Below are 16,601 nucleotides of genomic sequence, written 5' to 3'. Positions count from 1 at the left end.
GAGCGTGCTCATGCGTCGTGGGCATCGCTTGGTGTGCCGCCGGGCAGGGCGAGGCGGTAGACACCCCGGAAGTCTGACGGATCGACCGGCCTGGCCTTGCGCAGGATGACAAGTTCACCCGCTGTGGCCATCTCGATCGCAACCGCGCGCAACGGCTTCATCAACCGGCTCCACTGGCGCTCATCCGAACCGGCAAGCGCGCGGGCGGCCTCTGTCGGAGAAATGCTTTTTCCCGCCTCGCGGCTTTCAAGCAGGTCAAGGATGGCGGCGCGCAGCGCCTGCCTGTTGAAGGATGGGGACTGTGTCACGAAATGATGGTGTCCTTGAGGATGGCGTCGCGGGCATTGGAGAAGAACTGCCGCCTGAGCAGCACCAGGATCACCAGCGTGGTCGTTCCCATCAGCACCAATGGTCCGGCAAACCAGCCCAGATAGCCGATCGACAGGAAGATGGCCCTGAGCCCGGCATTGAAATGCCGTCCGGCCAGCACGTTCAGCGACGCGGCGCGGTTGGCCGCGGCGTCGAGTTCGATTTGGTCTTCCGGCAGGTCGCCCTTCATCGGGATCGCGCCGAACAGGATCGAGGAGTAGTTGAACAGCCGGTAGGACCAGCCGAATTTGAAGAACGCGTAGGCAAAGATCGCGATCAGTCCGAACACCTTGAGCTCGAACGCCACCGGATCGGCAACCAGCGGAATCGGCAGGTCGTCGGCCACCGCCATCACCCGGTCGGTCGCGCCAAGCAGCGCGAAGCAGCCGCCGATGGCGAAGATCGTGGTCGAGGCGAAGAAAGCCGTGCCGTTCTGCAGCCCCGCCATGATGGCGGTATCGATCATCCTGAGGTCCCGCCGCGCCGCCACGTGCATCCAGTTCTTGCGGTGCTGGTTCATCGCCGTCGTCAGGCTGACCCGCTTGATCGGCAGGTGATTGTTCGAGGCCAGCGAAAACACGAACCACGACAGGGCGAACCAGACGACCGCCAGATAATCCAGATTTGTCATGAACCGGTTTTGCCATGAAGCGCGGCCCGACGCAAAGGCTCAGTTCAGCGATTTGCTTAGGTGATCAGGAAACTAGAGCGTTCGGAGGAAGGCTTGAACGTCGGTCTTACCGAGGATTTTTTTTCCGTTCGGAAGCTCCAAGAGAATGAGTTCGCTTAATGCCTTTAGTGGTCTGAGGTTGGTGGCATTTGTGCCTTTGAGATTCAGAGTTCGTAATGTTTTTATCGAGGAGAGTGGGACGATATCTGAGACTGGTGTTGACTCTAGGTCCAGGGCTAGAAGCCTTTCAAGGCTCGATAGGGGTTCTAAGTTCGCTTCATGATTGAGATGAAGTTTAAGTAGTGTCAGAGATTTTAGCTCCATCAGGGGGCTGATGTCTTTAATCGTATCAGAGGAAACAACCAACTGAGATAAATTTGGCAGTTGTTTGAGTTTGGACAATTCAACATAGTCCAATGATCCGGCTTCGTCGGTCGCTGGATCGGAAATGGTAATTGCCTGACTGTCAGCCTCATGGCAGTTTCCAGCGATTTGCACGCCCATTTCACCAGACTGTCCAAGGCACTCAGTTCCGGTGCCTGCACTTGAGGTCAAGACGGTATTTGACAGCTCGCCGATATCCGAGTTTGCGTGCGGCGGAGAAGAATTCTCTTTCAGACTTTGCTCAAGCGTATTTACTCTCGTGCGTAAATTTTGTGTCAGTATTTGCGCGGCATCACGTTCTTCAGAGACGGTTTTCAGCTTAGTTTCTGTTTCTGACTTGTCTAATATTGCCTTATTTCGATCAACAATCGATGCCTCCCAGTCAGACCTGAGAGTATCGTTCAGGTATTCAAGTCTTTCAATTTTTGACTTAAGCGCTTCTATCTCAACGGCCATATTACGAACCGAGATCACGGCTTCGTCTCGCTCTTTGGTGGCGGACTCCAGAGCTGTCTCGACCTCTGATTGCAATTGTGGGTTGGCTTCCCTACTAGCTATTTTACCTTCAGGTTGGTCCATATTCTGAAGCTGGTTTCCCTGGAAAACCCCAATACTGCGGGCTTCCGGAGGAACCTGCATGTAACCTATTAGCAGCCCGGCAACTCCTATGACTACCGATAAACCCGCCACGCTTGGTAGGTAGGGGCGGATATTGGTACGCCAGCTGGTGAGGTCACGGATTTTTTGTTTTGCAGCATCTGTGAAGGGGCCATTAGGATAATTGCGTAAGTAAGCTTCATATGCCTCCACTATTCCTAATGTCTCGACTGCTTGGTAGACGGTAAGATCGTCATTAAGTGATTTTGATGCTGCGCGTGCTACAATCTCGGTATTCGCGGCTACGCCGATACGCTCTGTAACTGACTCTACTATTACTGATACAGGTTCTACAGCCATACTGGCGTCCAAGAGGTGAAGGCTGGAAAAGTCAACTGGTAGCAGTTCGTGCGGCTGACAGTCTGCAACCAACCAAACGCCTTGATACTTCTTTAGCTTGTCAGCGAGTCGCGCTTCTTTGCGAACCCAGTCAGATTTGATTGCCGCTTCGGTCCAAAGCACCAAAACCAACTTCGCTTGTCGGAGCATATGATCGATAGCATCGCCGAAATCGTCGCCGTTCCTGAGGTTAACGTCCGAGACGGCAACATAGCCCTTGGCAACTAGCGCTTCCTTCACCGCATCCGCGAAAGCGCGCTCCTCCCGCTTATAACTAACAAAGACATCAATCCTATCGTTCACAGCAAATCCTCGAATTACAGAAAAGTGGTAGCACCCTTTAGCGGCGGATTCCAAGAACGTGAATGCTACGGCCTTGGCTCTACGCAAAGCCTCTGTTGTGGCTCCGCACTGTAATCAAATCTTCATGTCGATGGCCAAACTGTGGGCGGGATCCACAGTCCGATTTTGCGGGTTCCGGCATAAACCCTTGATTTATCATGGAGCCATGCAGGAATGGTGGAGCTGATATGAAAATGCGGCCACAGATTTGCCTTTTTTGCAGTTGCGAAAAAATTACCGGATCGTTAAACACCCCCTCCTGCGCCGAGCGCGTCCGGATGGATGACGCGGCGTGACAGACAGTTCTACAACCGGAGTGATCATGGAAGAGACCGTACAGAAATCCTGCTGGGGCATTACCGCCCGCGCAGTGATCGGTTTTTCAGGAATTCTTGCACTGGCCTACCTTTTTGGCGGCATCTGAGCAAACGTAGGATCTGACAATAAGTCATCTGAAAAGGGCAGCGCCTGACCAACCCGGTCGGCGCTGCTTTTCTTTGTCCACCCGAAAGCGTCTTGCAAAAGCCCTGTCGCCGGAGCGGCATCGGAAGTCGGTGGATTGACGGTCAGCGCCGCGCCGCGCATGTAATGTGCGAGGTCTCACCGGAGCTGCCGCAAATCATGTTTCTTTCTGTCTTTGATGTCTTCAAGATCGGCGTTGGTCCGTCGAGTTCCCACACCATGGGACCGATGTCCGCCGCCGTGCGCTTTCTCGACGAGATCGCCGGTCCCGACTGGCCGCGTCCTGCCGGCGCCAAGGTCGACGCCATCAAGGTCAGTCTTCACGGTTCGCTGGCGTTTACCGGCATCGGTCACGGAACGGGCAGGGCGGTGGTGCTCGGCCTGACCGGCGAATTGCCCGATCAGGTCGATCCGGACCGGATGGAAGCGATCATCGCCGGCGTCGAGCAAAGCCGGATGATCACCCCACCCGGCCATCCCGCCTACCATTTCGACCCGAAGACGGACCTGGTGTTCGACAAGAAGCAGGCCTTGCCGGGCCATGCCAACGGCATGACGTTTACGGCTTTTGACCGCGACGGCATGATGCTGCTGCGCCGGATCTACTATTCGGTCGGCGGCGGCTTTGTCGTCTCCGACACCGAGCTTGAAGCCATGAAGGGGGCGAAGAAGGCGGCCGTCGACAAGTCGGTGCCCTATCCCTTCCGCAATGCCAAACAGATGCTCGAGATGGCCGCAAGCTCCGGTCTGACCATCGCCCAGATGAAGCGCGCCAACGAGCAAACCCACATGTCGGTCGACGAGCTCGACGCCGGCCTCGACCGGATCTGGAGCGCCATGAGCGGCTGCATCGACCGCGGTCTTTCGGGCGAGGGCATCATGCCGGGCGGCCTCAAGGTCCGGCGCCGGGCGCGCATCCTGCACGACAAGCTGCAGGAGGAATGGCGGCAGAACCGGCGCAATCCGCTGCTCGCCAATGACTGGCTCAGCGTCTACGCCATGGCGGTGAACGAGGAAAACGCCTCGGGCGGCCGCGTCGTCACCGCGCCGACCAACGGGGCAGCCGGCGTTATCCCTGCGACCATCCGCTATGTGCTGCAATTTCACGACGGCGCCGACCAGCAGGCCGTCCGCGACTATCTGCTCACGGCCGCGGCGATCGGCGGCATCATCAAGCACAATGCCTCGATCTCGGGGGCCGAGGTCGGTTGCCAGGGCGAGGTCGGTTCCGCCGCCGCAATGTCCGCCGCGGGCCTGGCCGCTGTGATGGGCGGCACCCCGGAACAAATTGAAAATGCGGCAGAAATCGCGCTTGAACACCATCTTGGCATGACCTGCGATCCGGTCGGCGGGCTGGTCCAGGTGCCCTGCATCGAGCGCAATGCGCTGGGCGCGGTCAAGGCGGTCACCGCCGCCTCGCTGGCGATGAAGGGCGACGGCACCCATTTCGTGCCGCTCGACGCCTGCATCGAAACCATGCGCCAGACCGGCCTCGACATGAACGAGCGCTACAAGGAAACCTCGACCGGCGGCCTCGCCGTCAATGTGGTCGAGTGCTGAGCTCCCCGGAGCGCTTCAGCCTGAGCCGCACCAGCCAAGCCGGGCGTTGAGCCTGTGGACGGCGCCGGGTTTGACGCGCGCGCGGCTTGACCCCGGGCCATCTGCACCCGATGTATCGCGGCATGGCTCTTCACCTTCTCAAACTCTGTGTCGGCGCGGAAAGCATCGAGGACCAGCGCGACTGGATGCAGCGCCGCCTGGCGATGATGAAGGCGGCGGGGCAGGTGCCCGAGCAGTTTCACACAACCCGCATGGTACCCAAGCGGATGGCCGAGTTGCTCGATGGCGGCTCGCTCTACTGGGTGATCAAGGGCAATATCCAGGCGAGGCAGCGCCTCGTCGACATCCGGCCGTTTGTCGACACGGATGGCATTTCGCGCTGTCATCTGGTGCTCGAGCCGGTTCTGCACGAAACCTCGTGGGCGCCGCGCCGCCCGTTCCAGGGCTGGCGCTATCTCGATCCGAAAGACGCCCCCCCGGATCTTGGCGTGTCCGGCTCCGGGGACGACGAACTTCCGCCCGAACTCAGGCGCGAACTGGCTGGCCTGGGGCTCCTGTGAGCCAAACCTGCGTCCCATACTCTTGTGTTGCCGGGATAAAGCGCCACATTGATGCGGAATGCAGCAGCTGACCAACCGATGCGCGGGAACCATGGCGAAAGACAAGACCGGATCTGACAAAGCCTTGTCGAAGCGCGGTGCCGCGCTTTCCGGGGATGCACCCGTGTCGTCCAGCTCCGAGATTGCCGCCTTTCTGTCTGCCGCGAAATCGGTGGCTCCCGTAACCGCGGGTTCCGGCCGCCTGGCCTTCGCGCTGGATGCCACGATGAGCCGCCAGCCGACATGGGACAGCGCCTGCAAGCTGCAGGCCGAAATGTTCGATGCCGTGGGCAAGACCGGCGCGCTCTCGGTGCAGCTGGTCTATTTCCGCGGACTGGGCGAATGCCGGGCCTCGCGCTGGGTCAGCGACACGCGGCAACTGGCCGACCTGATGACGCGGATCGATTGCCGCGGGGGCCAGACCCAAATCGGCCGCGTGCTCCGCCATGTCGCCGACGAGGCGAAGCAAAAGCCTGTCAGCGCGCTCGTCTATATCGGCGATGCCATGGAAGAGGACATCGACAAGCTGGCTGTGATGGCGGGAGAACTGGCGCTGAGAAAGGTGCCATGTTTCATGTTCCATGAAGGTCACGATGCGGCTGCGGCGATCGGCTTTCGCGAAATCGCCCGCGTCACCGGTGGCGCCTATGTCCGGTTCGACCAGAACGCGGCGGCGGAACTCGCGGCCCTGCTTCGTGCCGTCGCCACCTATGCGACCGGTGGCCGGATGGCGCTGGAAAAATCCGGAGGATCGGCGGCACGGCTGCTGCTCGAGCAACTCGGGCCCGGAAAACCGTCAGGAAAACCAGCAGGAAAACCAACGGGCGGAGGACCCAAGCGTTCATGAGTGCAATTGCAGTGTTTTTCGGCGGAGCCCTGGTCCTGCTGGCGGTTCTGGCAGGCGTGCTCAGTGTCAGGCCATCGGCGCTTGCCGCTGCGCTCCGCTACGGTCTTCCGGTCGCAATCGCCGGCCTGGGCGGGGTTCTGACCCTGATCGGCCGCGCCAGCATCGGCATTCCGCTGCTGGCTTTTGCCGTAGCATTGTACTCCCGTGCCCGCGGTGCTGCCCGCGCCACCCGCCAGCCCGGCGGGCATTCCTACGTCCGCTCGGCGGCACTGGAAATGGAACTTGATCTCGACACCGGCGAAATGAACGGCCTGGTGCTGGCCGGCAGCTTCGAGGGGAGCGAACTCGACAACATCGACGAGGCCGATCTCATGCAATTGCATTCCGAGCTGGCAGGCGATCCCGAAAGCCTGGGCCTACTGGAGGCGTATCTTGACCGCCGAACGCCCAACTGGCGTGCCGGCCTTGACATGGATGACGACGCGGGATTGGGAGCTTCTCAAGGCTCGGGCGCCATGACACAGAAGGAGGCCTACGAGGTCCTTGGTCTTGGCCCTGGGGCGAGCGAAGCCGAGATCCGCGAGGCGCATCGCCGCCTCATGAAGCGGATGCATCCCGATGCGGGCGGTTCTGCGTTTCTTGCTGGCCGGATCAACGAAGCCAAAGCTGTTCTCTTGAGTCGACATGACTGAATTCCCCGAATACGCGGTACAAATAACGTGGATGTCCCCGGAACTGGCTATCCGGCCGCAGCGCTGAACAAGCGCTGAGGGTCAGTTGGCCGTTGCCCAACAGGCATAGCCTTTCTTCTTGAGTGTCTTGCAGGCCCGGGTGGCGGCGGACTGCCCGTCAAAGCCGCCAAACCGCGCGCGGTAAAGCTGTTCGTTGTTCGTAGCATAGGCCATGGTGAAGGGCTCTGCGCCGGACAGGGCGCGTCCGCCGGCATCCTGGGCGCGCGCCAGCAGTTCGACCGCCGCATTGCGGTCCGGCATGGCTCCGATCTGGATCACCCAGCCGCTCATCGAGGTTGTCGAGGCGGTGGTCACCGGATCGACCGCCTCGTTTGCGGCAGTCTCCACCGGCATCGGCGGAACGACGGCCGGGGCAGGGGTCGGAATGGCCACCTTCTGGGCGATCAGCGAATTGACCAGCGCCGCGCGTCCGACGACGGGTTCAGGCGTCGGCGCCGCATAGGCCATCGCCAGCCGCTGGTTTGTTTCGTGGCGCTGCAGGGGCACCGGACCAACTTTTGGCAGCTCCAGCGATGCGACAGCCACCGCCGCGGTGTTTGCCACTGCGCCGCGGGCAATAAGATTGCCTCTGCCGCGCGTTGACGCCTTTGGCAGGTAGCGGGCGATCAGGTCCTTCATCTGCTCGTTGCGGCTGGCGCCTGTGCGCCCGCCCATCACGACGGCGACAATCGAACGGTCGCGATCAACCACTGACGAGACCAGGTTGAAGCCCGAGGCGCGGGTGTAGCCGGTCTTGATGCCGTCGACGCCGCGCACGACGCCGAGCAACCGGTTGTGATTGCCGAAACGGCTCTTGCCGAAGGTGAAGGAGCGGGTCGCGAAATACTTGTATTGCCGCGGAAAATGCTCGCGCAACGCAATGCCAAGGGTTGCCATGTCCCGCGCCGTGGTCGTCTGGCCCGAGTTGGGCAGGCCATGGGCATTGCGGAATGTGGTCCGCGACATGCCCAGCGAACGGGCCTTGGCCGTCATCATCGCGGCGAACTTGGATTCCGAACCGCCCAGATGTTCGGCGATCGCCGTGGAGGCATCGTTGGCCGACTTGGTCACGAGGCCCAGGATCACCTGCTCGACGGTGACCGACCTGCCTGCGCCGACGCCGAGCTTGGTGGGCGGTTCCTTGGCGGCATTGGCCGAAAACTTGATCCGCGTGTTGAGCTTGATGCTGCCGCGTTCGAGCGCCTCGAACACCAGATACAGCGTCATCATCTTGGTCAGCGACGCCGGATAACGCAGTTCGTCCGCGTCGTGGGCATAAAGCGTCTTGCCGGTCTTGGCGTCGACGACGATGCCTGCGTATTTCGGATTGGCGGCAGCAGGCGCGCTTCCCAGCACCAACGCGATGCCGATCAGGGCAAGCAGTTGAAATGCGGAGGAGGAAAGGGCGGCAAACCGGTCGATGAAACTGGATTTACGCTGGTACACGATAACTCACTCATGAACTTGCAGGTGAAAGGGTTTCTGACTGACGCCCTCCTTGATCAGCCATTGTGTCCGATCTTAGCCCTGCGTCGTTACCAATCCGTTTATGATGAATTATTCCTTTCCGGGATCTGTGCCGATGTCGATCGGAACCATGCGGATCCTGTGTTCCAAAGCGAGAAATCGCCGAATGCGAGACTTTGGTGCAATGCACAATAAACTTGACAATATTGTGCGTTGCACCTAAATTGGGGCCATCAACGTCTCCAACGACAGGGAATTCCGACATGATGAACTTTGACAGCACTTCGAAAATGAGCAAGGAAGCCATGGACAGCATGCTGACCACGGTTTCGTCGATGACCAAGGGTTTCCAGCAGATCGCTGCTGAAGCGACCGAATATTCCAAGAAGTCCTATGAAGACAGCGCAGCTGTCGTCGAGAAGCTGGTTTCGGCCAAGAGCCTCGACAAGGCCATCGAAATTCAGACCGACTACGCCAAGAACGCCTACGAAACGTTTGTTGCCCAGGCCACCAAGATGAGCGAACTCTACGCTGACATGGCCAAGGAAGCCTACAAGCCTTTCGAAAAGGCCGCAGCCAAGGTCGCCGCCTGATATCAGTTTGCCGTCCGCCGGCTTCGGTGGAAGGGCGAATTCTTGCCAACCCGGTCGCATTACAGTGCGGCCGGGTTTTTTCGTGAATTGGTCTGGCGCGGAAATCTCTTTCTTCGTTGCTCAAGGGGGCTTAAAATCCCCGCAGGAAAGATTAAGTTAGAGCCAATGCCGGTGCTTCGGTTTTGTGCGCGCCGGTCGCAATAGACAGGAACTGGCCAGAGTGAATGACAGCATGAATTCGATACGCCTGCAGGCCGACAAGAAAACCGGCAACGGTGAGTCCGAAAGAGGCACATCGGTCATCACCCGCACCAAGCCGCAGGTCAAGAAGCCCAGCCTGTACCGCGTGCTGCTTCTGAATGACGACTACACCCCGATGGAGTTTGTGATTCATGTGCTTGAGCGCTTTTTTCAGAAGGACCGCGAGCAGGCCACCCGGATCATGCTGCACGTCCACAATCACGGCGTCGGCGAATGCGGTGTGTTCACCTACGAAGTGGCTGAAACCAAAGTAACCCAGGTCATGGATTTTGCACGCGAAAATCATCATCCGCTGCAATGCGTGATGGAAAAGAAATGAGGACCTGAAATTGCCTAGCTTTTCAAACAGTCTCGAAAAGGCGATCCATCAGGCGCTGACCTATGCCAACGAGCGGCATCACGAATATGCCACGCTCGAGCATTTGTTGCTGGCGTTGATCGAGGATCCGGATGCTGCGGCGGTCATGGGCGCGTGCAATGTCGATATCGACGAGTTGCGCCGCACGGTGAGCGATTATGTCGACAAGGAACTCGGCAACCTGGTCACAGGCTATGACGAGGATTCCAAGCCGACGTCGGGTTTCCAGCGCGTCATCCAGCGCGCGGTGATCCATGTGCAGTCGTCTGGCCGGGAAGAAGTCACCGGCGCCAATGTGCTGGTGGCGATCTTCGCCGAACGCGAAAGCCATGCCGCCTACTTCCTGCAGGAACAGGAAATGACCCGCTATGACGCGGTCAACTTCATCTCGCACGGCATCGCCAAGCGCCCGGGCGCCGAAGAAGGCCGTCCGGTCCGCGGCGTCGAGGAGCCGGAACCCGATGCGGCGAAATCCGACCAGGCCGGCGAAGAGGGTGCGAAGAAGAAGGGCCAGGACGCGCTCACCGCCTATTGCGTCAATCTCAATGAAAAGGCCAAGACCGGCCGGATCGATCCGCTGATCGGCCGCATGGAAGAGGTCAACCGCACCATCCAGATCCTTTGCCGCAGGTCCAAGAACAACCCGCTCTATGTCGGCGATCCCGGCGTCGGCAAGACGGCCATCGCAGAGGGGCTGGCCAAGCGCATCGTCGAGGGCGACGTGCCCGACGTGCTGGCTGACGCGGTGATCTATTCGCTCGACATGGGCTCACTGCTGGCCGGCACCCGCTATCGCGGTGATTTCGAGGAACGCCTCAAGCAGGTGGTCAAGGAACTCGAGGACCTGCCGGGCGCGGTGCTGTTCATCGACGAGATCCACACCGTCATCGGCGCCGGCGCTACTTCCGGCGGCGCCATGGATGCATCGAACCTGCTCAAGCCGGCGCTGTCGTCAGGCGCGATCCGCTGCATCGGTTCGACCACCTACAAGGAATACCGCCAGTTCTTCGAGAAGGACCGGGCGCTGGTGCGTCGGTTCCAGAAGATCGACGTGGCCGAACCGACAATTCCCGATGCGATCGAGATCCTCAAGGGCCTAAAGCCCTATTTCGAGGAGTACCACAAGGTCGGCTACACCGATGACGCCATCAAGGCCGCCGTCGAATTGTCGGCGCGCTACATCACCGACCGCAAGCTGCCCGACAAGGCGATCGACGTGATCGATGAATCGGGTGCTGCCCAGATGCTGCTGCCGGAAAAGAGCCGCAAGAAGGTGCTGACCGACGTCGAGATCGAGAACACCATCGCCACCATGGCCCGGATTCCGGCCAAGACGGTGTCGAAGGACGACGAGACCGTTCTCGCCAATCTCGACAAGGAGCTGCGCTCGGTCGTCTATGGTCAGGATACGGCCATCGATGCGTTGACCGCGGCGATCCGTCTGGCGCGTGCAGGCTTGCGCGAACCCGACAAGCCGATCGGCTCCTACCTGTTCTCCGGTCCCACCGGCGTCGGCAAGACCGAGGTCGCCAAGCAACTGGCGTCTTCGCTCGGCGTCGAGCTGCTGCGCTTCGACATGTCCGAATACATGGAGCGGCACACGGTTTCGCGCCTGATCGGTGCGCCTCCGGGCTATGTCGGCTTCGACCAGGGCGGGTTGCTCACCGATGGCGTCGACCAGCATCCTTACTGCGTTCTGCTGCTTGACGAGATCGAAAAGGCCCATCCGGACCTGTTCAACATCCTGTTGCAGGTCATGGACCATGGCTCGCTCACCGATCACAACGGCAAGAAGATCGACTTCCGCAATGTCATCCTGATCATGACCACCAATGCGGGTGCCTCCGACATGGCCAAGGCCGCCATCGGTTTTGGCTCCACCAAGCGCGAAGGCGACGACATGGAGGCGATCAACCGGCTGTTCACGCCGGAGTTCCGCAACCGTCTCGACGCCATCATCCCGTTCGGAAGCCTGCCCACGCAGGTCATCCACATGGTGGTGCAGAAATTCGTCATGCAGCTTGAAGCCCAGCTGGCTGAGCGCAACGTCACCTTCGATCTCGGAGAAGACGCCGTCGCCTGGCTCGCCGACAAGGGCTATGACGAGCGCATGGGCGCGCGGCCTCTGGGCCGGGTGATCCAGGAGCACATCAAGAAGGAGCTCGCCAACGAGCTTCTCTTCGGCAAGCTCAAGCATGGCGGCACGGTGAAAGTGACCGTGGGCGACAAGAACGGAGCCAAGGGTCTGATCCTCGAGGCAATCCCGGCGGAAGCGCCGGTCAAGCCGAAGAAGGAAAAGGTGCCCGCCAAGAAGCGCGCGCCGGCCAAGGCGAAGGGTGGCGCGGCGACGGCAAAGACAACGACGCGAAATCCGCCTGCCGGCAAGGGACCGTCGAAAGCCAAAAAGCCGGAACCTGAAGCGCCGGCCAAGGCCGAGGCAAAGGCGGCGGTGGCGGAAAAGCCCACCCCGAAAAAGCCGTCAAGCGCCGTCCCCAAGGTGCCGCGCAAGAAATAGGCGCCGCCATGCGCCCACGCAAAACACCCCGGTCATGCCGGGGTGTTTTGCGTTGAGACACACAGCCGTGCAGAAATTGCATCATGCTCATGCGCGAAAAACGGTTGCAGTGCTGCATAAAGTCTCTCACAAAACCCTCATGAACACTCCGCCCGCCGAGCGCGGCATCCATTGGTTTTTCAAGGGCGCGCGCGGCATTACCTCATTGCCGGCCATCATCCTGATGAGCGCCTTTGTCGGCTTCTGCGGCTTTGCCGTCGAGGCGGGCATTCCGCTGGGCGAAACCGTGTTCATGACCGGCATGATCTGGGCGCTGCCGGCCAAGGTGCTGCTGGTGGGCTCCATTCTTGCCGGCGTCTCGCTGCCCGCCGCCTTCATCACCGTGGCGCTGTCGTCGATCCGGCTGATGCCGATGGTTGCCGCGCTGATTCCCGAGATCCGCACCGAGAAGACGCCCACGTGGTTGCTGCTGCTGTTGTCGCATTTTATCGCGATCACGGCCTACGTCTTCACCATGGAGCGGATCCGCGATGTGCCGCGCGAGCACCGTGTTGCGTTCTTTGCCGGTTTCGGCACAACCGTCACCACCGCCAACATCGTTCTGGTCGCGGTGATCTATTCGACCGTCGCCAATTTGCCGGCCATGGTCGCCGGCGCGCTGTTCTTCCTCACCCCGGTCTATTTCCTGACCTCGATCTGGGCCTCGACCCGCGACCGGGCAGGACACATCGCCATGATCGTCGGCCTTGCGCTCGGGCCTGTGTTTCACCAGGTCGCGCCGGAATTCGACATTCTCTATGCGGGTGTCGTGGGCGGCACGCTGGCCTTTCTCGTCGACCGTGTCTGGAAGCGGAGGCCAGGCAAATGATGAGCTACGCGGCCCTTGACGCCTGGTGGTGGCCTTACGTGTTCATCGCCGTCGCCGGCTGGCTGGCGACCGACATCTGGCGCTGGCTGGGGGTGCTGGTCGGCAATCGGCTGAAACAGGATTCGGCGGCGCTGACATGGGTCCGCGCCGTCGCCACCGCGCTGCTCGCCGCCGTCATCGCCAAGCTCATTCTCTATCCGACCGGAGAGTTGAAAAATGTCCCGGTGGCGCTGCGCCTGATCGCGGCATCGGCAGGCTTTGCCGCTTTCCTGATCTTCGGTAAACGGATCTGGATCGGAATCCTGGTAGCGCTCGCCCTGCTGATCGGCGGGCAACTGCTTCTCGGCTGAGCGGTCCCGGCCGGATCGGCCGGCAGACTTCGCAGCTACTTCTCGAAACGTTTTGCCACCCAGGAATAGCTGTCGGTGACCACGTGAACCGGCTCGCTGACCAGCGCCCTGAGGTCCTTGGCCTCGGGAAGCGCGTCTGCGAACCGCTGCAACACCCACGCCGCGAAGCCGGGGTCAGTCGCCGTTTGCGCGCTCTCCGTAACGTCGGTCGCTGACGCAGCTGGGATGTCGACCTTCGGCACCGGCGTATCCGATGCCGGCTGGGCAATCTCCGGAGCGGCCGTGGCGACGGCGGCAGGAGCCGCCGGCTCGCCGGCCAGCTCGCCCAGGCCGGCGTCTCCCGGGGTCTGGCAGACCGCCACCACCACCGGGTAATCGAGGTTGGAATAGTTCTTCAGCCGGTCTTCGGATCCCGCATCACAGGCCTGGACCGTGGCCCAGCGTTCGTCGATCATCTCGACGAAGTGGCACTGGGTGGCCGTGTCGTCACAGCCGAGGATCGTCATGATGATAAGAGCTGCCTGCATGAAAACCTCTTCAATTCAAATATGAAACGGGCTTGCCCCGCAAATGCCGCGAAAACATGGCGTCGCTATTCAAAGGATCGAGCCCAAAGAGGTACGTTCGCTGAAGGCGACGGGTGTCTCTTCAGTCCAGCGCCGCGCGGATCTTCTCCGCATTGGCCTTGAGCACGCCCGCGTCTTCCATCGTGCCGGTATGTGGCTTCAGCGCCAAGCCTTCGAAGCGCGGGATCACATGCACGTGCAGGTGAAACACCACCTGGCCGCCCGCACTTTCGTTGAACTGCTGGATCGTCACCCCATCTGCGCCAAACGCCCTGACCACCGCGCGCGCCATCTTCTGCGTCGTCGCCATCACCTGGGACAGGCTATCGGCTTCGACGTCGAAAATGTTGCGGGCAGGGGCCTTCGGAATGACCAGGCAGTGTCCGGGCCCACGCGGCATGATGTCCATGATCGCCAGCGTGTACTCGTCCTCGTAAAGACGCTCGGCCGGCAGTTCGCCGCGCAGGATTTTCGCAAACACGTTGCTGTCGTCATAATGGGGCGCGGTCATCGGCAGGTCTCCGTTTGATCAGGTGATCTCGTTTGTACCCGGCCCGGAACGCGGGTCAAGCGCGTGGTCCGCTCATTCATCCGCATCATGCCCTTGCCCGCCGCCTTGACTGCTGACTTGACCGCCGCCCTTGCGGAACGGGCCATGCTCGCTCAGCACCTCGCCGATATGGGCGACATCGCGCCGTTCTCGCTCGAGGTAATCGGCGACCGCACGGCGGAGTCCGGGGTGGTCGATATAATGCGCCGAATGGGTGGTGGCCGGCAGATAACCGCGCGCCAGCTTGTGCTCGCCCTGCGCGCCGGCCTCGACCCGCGCCAGACCCTTGGCGATGGCGAAGTCGATCGCCTGGTGGTAGCAGACCTCGAAATGCAGGAACGGATGATCCTCGACGCAGCCCCAGTGCCGGCCGTAGAGACAGTCGTCGCCGATGAAGTTGATGGCGCCGGCAATGAACCGGCCCCCGCGCCGCGCCATCACCAGAAGCACGTCCTCGGCCATGCGCTCGCCGATCAGCGAGAAGAATTTTCGTGTCAGGTAGGGCCGGCCCCACTTGCGGCCCCCCGTATCGATGTAGAAGTCATAGAACGTATCCCAGACGCTTTCGGTCAGGTCCGCGCCGGTCAGCCACTCGATGGTGATGCCGTTTTCGAGCGCCGTCTTGCGTTCCTTCCTGAGCTGCTTGCGCTTGCGCGATGCCAGCGTGCCGAGGAAGTCATCATAGCTGCCGTAGCCGGTGTTGCGGAAATGGAACTGCTGGTCGGTCCGGTGCAGATAGCCCTCTGCCTCGAAAGCGGCGATCTCCGCTTCGCGCACGAAGGTGGCGTGCACGGAAGACAGGCCGAGCTGGGTGCACAGCGAGCGTCCGCCCGCGGCCAGCGCCCGCCTGCGGCTCTCCTCTCCCGGGCCCGGACGGACCATGAGGCGAGGACCGGTCGCCGGCGTGAAAGGCGCTGAACATTGCAGCTTCGGATAGTATCGCCCGCCGGCCCGCTCGAAGGCGTCGGCCCAGGCATGATCGAACACATACTCGCCCATCGAATGGCTCTTGATATAGGCCGGCATCGCCCCTTCGAGCGATCCGTCGGGCCCACGCAACACGATGTGACGCGGCAGCCAGCCGGTCTGCGCCGAAACCGACCCGGACTCCTCGAGCGACGACAAAAAAGCGTGGCTGACGAATGGGTTATAAGCAATTCCGGACTCATTTTCCGAGCCCGTTGATTCAGTTTGTGAACGGCGCGAAGCCCCGCCGAGACGGCTCCATTCCTCGGCCGTCACCGCCGTCATGCCCTCGATCGTCGACAGCGTGTGGTCCGTATCTTCAGTGCTCATGCTACTCCGTCCGGCGCGGGGCTTCCGCCCGATGCAATCATGCCCTTCAACTTATGAACGCTGCCCCGTTTAACAAGGTCAGGCGTCGTCGGTCGCGTCCGGATCGAAGCCTTCGAATGTCATCTGGTCGGCGTGGGCTGCCGTCTTTGCCCGCGCCGGCGCATCGCGCACCGTCCAGGTGATGATCGGAACGCCCTGTGCCCGTTGCGCCTCGATGAAGGCATTCGGCAGGTGATGCACGCAGTAGGAGATGAAGTTCAGGCCAAGCTGCATTGCCTCTTCGTGGACGAAGAAGCTCTCGGGCTTGACGCCCTCGGCGGTCAGGCCGATCGGGCAGCTGGTGCCGGTTGCCCTGAGGTCGCGCAGCAGCCAGTGATCGAAACTCATCAGTGCCACCGGGCCGTCATAGCCTTCCAGGCACTCGACGACGGCGTCGGCAAAACCCTCGTCGTCGCCGGGCCGGCCCTTCAGCTCGATGACCAGCGGTACCTTGCCGGATACCTGTTTCAGCAGCGCCGGAAGCGAGGGCACGCCGTCGGAGGTGCCGCCAACCCGCAGTTGCGCCAGTTCCCGCGACGTCCGCTCGCGGACGTCGCCGCGCAGTCCGCACAGCCGCTCGAGATCATCGTCGTGGAACACCACCGGTACGCCGTCGGTGGCGATCTGGACATCGCACTCGATGGCGTAGCCCGCGTCGATGGCGCGCTGGAAGGCGCTTTGTGTGTTCTCCCAGATGCTCTGGTTCATGTCGTGATAGCCGCGATGGGCGATGGGGCGGGCGACCAGCCAGCCGAGATCCGGTTTTGTCTCAGTCATG

18 protein-coding genes are annotated in these 16,601 nt (G+C 61.1%); 9 read left to right on the top strand and 9 right to left on the bottom strand.

What is annotated here, in order from left to right; translation table 11 throughout:
• Nucleotides 1–8: 8 nt before the first annotated feature.
• From O4H62_RS01805 to O4H62_RS01795, 3 genes are all read right to left on the bottom strand, one after another.
• Entirely contained in the window at nucleotides 9–308 is a 300-nt protein-coding gene (locus O4H62_RS01805) for a DUF3253 domain-containing protein (protein ID WP_269385435.1), read from the bottom strand.
• Nucleotides 305–1,000, bottom strand: a complete 696-nt coding sequence (locus O4H62_RS01800) for a DUF599 domain-containing protein (protein ID WP_269385434.1) — start codon at nucleotides 998–1,000, stop codon at nucleotides 305–307. The genes O4H62_RS01805 and O4H62_RS01800 overlap by 4 nt, the downstream gene beginning before the upstream one ends.
• A 72-nt stretch (nucleotides 1,001–1,072) precedes the next feature.
• On the bottom strand, nucleotides 1,073–2,722 hold the full coding sequence (locus O4H62_RS01795) for a TIR domain-containing protein (protein ID WP_269385433.1): 1,650 nt from the start codon (nucleotides 2,720–2,722) through the stop codon (nucleotides 1,073–1,075).
• A gap of 660 nt (nucleotides 2,723–3,382) precedes the next feature.
• Between O4H62_RS01795 and O4H62_RS01790 the strand changes: the two genes are divergently transcribed.
• From O4H62_RS01790 to O4H62_RS01780, 3 genes are all read left to right on the top strand, one after another.
• Entirely contained in the window at nucleotides 3,383–4,783 is a 1,401-nt protein-coding gene (locus tag O4H62_RS01790) for an L-serine ammonia-lyase (protein ID WP_269385432.1), read from the top strand.
• A 122-nt stretch (nucleotides 4,784–4,905) separates the two neighbouring features.
• A complete protein-coding gene (locus O4H62_RS01785) occupies nucleotides 4,906–5,343 on the top strand; it encodes a DUF1489 family protein (protein WP_269385431.1) in 438 nt (145 codons plus the stop codon).
• 91 nt (nucleotides 5,344–5,434) lie between these two features.
• Entirely contained in the window at nucleotides 5,435–6,229 is a 795-nt protein-coding gene (locus O4H62_RS01780; protein ID WP_269385430.1) for a VWA domain-containing protein, read from the top strand.
• Between the two features lie 416 nt (nucleotides 6,230–6,645).
• Here the strand turns inward: O4H62_RS01780 and O4H62_RS01775 are convergent, their stop codons facing one another.
• Nucleotides 6,646–6,849 carry a hypothetical protein gene (locus O4H62_RS01775; RefSeq protein WP_269386268.1) on the bottom strand — a complete coding sequence of 68 codons (204 nt, stop codon included), beginning with the start codon at nucleotides 6,847–6,849 and terminating at the stop codon, nucleotides 6,646–6,648.
• Between O4H62_RS01775 and O4H62_RS01770 the strand changes: the two genes are divergently transcribed.
• Nucleotides 6,805–6,921 (top strand): hypothetical protein, encoded by a 117-nt coding sequence (locus tag O4H62_RS01770; RefSeq protein WP_244577966.1) that lies wholly within the window; start codon nucleotides 6,805–6,807, stop codon nucleotides 6,919–6,921. The genes O4H62_RS01775 and O4H62_RS01770 overlap by 45 nt on opposite strands.
• 81 nt (nucleotides 6,922–7,002) lie before the next feature.
• Here O4H62_RS01770 and O4H62_RS01765 read toward each other — a convergent pair whose 3' ends face one another.
• Complete coding sequence (locus O4H62_RS01765) at nucleotides 7,003–8,343, bottom strand: D-alanyl-D-alanine carboxypeptidase (RefSeq protein ID WP_269386267.1); 1,341 nt, start codon at nucleotides 8,341–8,343, stop codon at nucleotides 7,003–7,005.
• Nucleotides 8,344–8,690: 347 nt separating this feature from the next.
• On the opposite strand from O4H62_RS01765, the gene O4H62_RS01760 reads away from it, so the two are divergent.
• From O4H62_RS01760 to O4H62_RS01740, 5 genes are all read left to right on the top strand, one after another.
• Nucleotides 8,691–9,020, top strand: a complete 330-nt coding sequence (locus O4H62_RS01760) for a phasin family protein (protein WP_269385429.1) — start codon at nucleotides 8,691–8,693, stop codon at nucleotides 9,018–9,020.
• A gap of 232 nt (nucleotides 9,021–9,252) precedes the next feature.
• Entirely contained in the window at nucleotides 9,253–9,600 is a 348-nt protein-coding gene (gene clpS / locus O4H62_RS01755) for an ATP-dependent Clp protease adapter ClpS (RefSeq protein WP_269386266.1), read from the top strand.
• Nucleotides 9,601–9,610: 10 nt separating this feature from the next.
• Nucleotides 9,611–12,154 (top strand): ATP-dependent Clp protease ATP-binding subunit ClpA, encoded by a 2,544-nt coding sequence (clpA, locus tag O4H62_RS01750; RefSeq protein WP_269385428.1) that lies wholly within the window; start codon nucleotides 9,611–9,613, stop codon nucleotides 12,152–12,154.
• Between the two features lie 139 nt (nucleotides 12,155–12,293).
• Nucleotides 12,294–13,022 carry an AzlC family ABC transporter permease gene (locus O4H62_RS01745; protein ID WP_269385427.1) on the top strand — a complete coding sequence of 243 codons (729 nt, stop codon included), beginning with the start codon at nucleotides 12,294–12,296 and terminating at the stop codon, nucleotides 13,020–13,022.
• Nucleotides 13,022–13,372 (top strand): AzlD domain-containing protein, encoded by a 351-nt coding sequence (locus tag O4H62_RS01740; protein WP_430538382.1) that lies wholly within the window; start codon nucleotides 13,022–13,024, stop codon nucleotides 13,370–13,372. Before O4H62_RS01745 ends, O4H62_RS01740 begins: the two co-directional genes overlap by 1 nt.
• Nucleotides 13,373–13,407: 35 nt before the next feature.
• Here O4H62_RS01740 and O4H62_RS01735 read toward each other — a convergent pair whose 3' ends face one another.
• The 4 genes from O4H62_RS01735 to O4H62_RS01720 all read right to left on the bottom strand — a co-directional run bounded on the left by O4H62_RS01735 (nucleotide 13,408) and on the right by O4H62_RS01720 (nucleotide 16,600).
• Nucleotides 13,408–13,899, bottom strand: a complete 492-nt coding sequence (locus O4H62_RS01735; protein WP_269385425.1) for a hypothetical protein — start codon at nucleotides 13,897–13,899, stop codon at nucleotides 13,408–13,410.
• A 121-nt stretch (nucleotides 13,900–14,020) separates the two neighbouring features.
• Nucleotides 14,021–14,449 carry an HIT family protein gene (locus tag O4H62_RS01730; protein ID WP_269385424.1) on the bottom strand — a complete coding sequence of 143 codons (429 nt, stop codon included), beginning with the start codon at nucleotides 14,447–14,449 and terminating at the stop codon, nucleotides 14,021–14,023.
• 72 nt (nucleotides 14,450–14,521) lie between these two features.
• On the bottom strand, nucleotides 14,522–15,784 hold the full coding sequence (locus O4H62_RS01725; RefSeq protein ID WP_269385423.1) for a GNAT family N-acetyltransferase: 1,263 nt from the start codon (nucleotides 15,782–15,784) through the stop codon (nucleotides 14,522–14,524).
• 78 nt (nucleotides 15,785–15,862) lie between these two features.
• Entirely contained in the window at nucleotides 15,863–16,600 is a 738-nt protein-coding gene (locus O4H62_RS01720; RefSeq protein WP_269385422.1) for a glycerophosphodiester phosphodiesterase, read from the bottom strand.
• Between the last annotated feature and the right edge of the window lies 1 nt (nucleotide 16,601).

It is taken from the genome of Parahoeflea alexandrii, from assembly GCF_027214025.1.
GTDB lineage: Bacteria > Pseudomonadota > Alphaproteobacteria > Rhizobiales > Rhizobiaceae > Hoeflea > Hoeflea alexandrii_A.
Note: the sequence above shows the minus strand (reverse complement) of the source record. Positions and strands in the feature narration are given on the sequence as shown.

Bases quoted from the DNA above. Each gene is read 5' to 3' on its own strand.
- O4H62_RS01780 (WP_269385430.1), top strand. From the start codon at position 5,435: ATGGCGAAAGACAAGACCGGATCTGACAAAGCCTTGTCGAAGCGCGGT.
- O4H62_RS01745 (WP_269385427.1), top strand. From the start codon at position 12,294: ATGAACACTCCGCCCGCCGAGCGCGGCATCCATTGGTTTTTCAAGGGC.
- O4H62_RS01720 (WP_269385422.1), bottom strand. From the start codon at position 16,600: ATGACTGAGACAAAACCGGATCTCGGCTGGCTGGTCGCCCGCCCCATC.
- O4H62_RS01785 (WP_269385431.1), top strand. From the start codon at position 4,906: ATGGCTCTTCACCTTCTCAAACTCTGTGTCGGCGCGGAAAGCATCGAG.
- O4H62_RS01800 (WP_269385434.1), bottom strand. From the start codon at position 1,000: ATGACAAATCTGGATTATCTGGCGGTCGTCTGGTTCGCCCTGTCGTGG.
- O4H62_RS01735 (WP_269385425.1), bottom strand. From the start codon at position 13,899: ATGCAGGCAGCTCTTATCATCATGACGATCCTCGGCTGTGACGACACG.
- O4H62_RS01730 (WP_269385424.1), bottom strand. From the start codon at position 14,449: ATGACCGCGCCCCATTATGACGACAGCAACGTGTTTGCGAAAATCCTG.
- O4H62_RS01740 (WP_430538382.1), top strand. From the start codon at position 13,022: ATGAGCTACGCGGCCCTTGACGCCTGGTGGTGGCCTTACGTGTTCATC.
- O4H62_RS01790 (WP_269385432.1), top strand. From the start codon at position 3,383: ATGTTTCTTTCTGTCTTTGATGTCTTCAAGATCGGCGTTGGTCCGTCG.
- O4H62_RS01760 (WP_269385429.1), top strand. From the start codon at position 8,691: ATGATGAACTTTGACAGCACTTCGAAAATGAGCAAGGAAGCCATGGAC.
- clpS (WP_269386266.1), top strand. From the start codon at position 9,253: ATGAATTCGATACGCCTGCAGGCCGACAAGAAAACCGGCAACGGTGAG.
- O4H62_RS01725 (WP_269385423.1), bottom strand. From the start codon at position 15,784: ATGAGCACTGAAGATACGGACCACACGCTGTCGACGATCGAGGGCATG.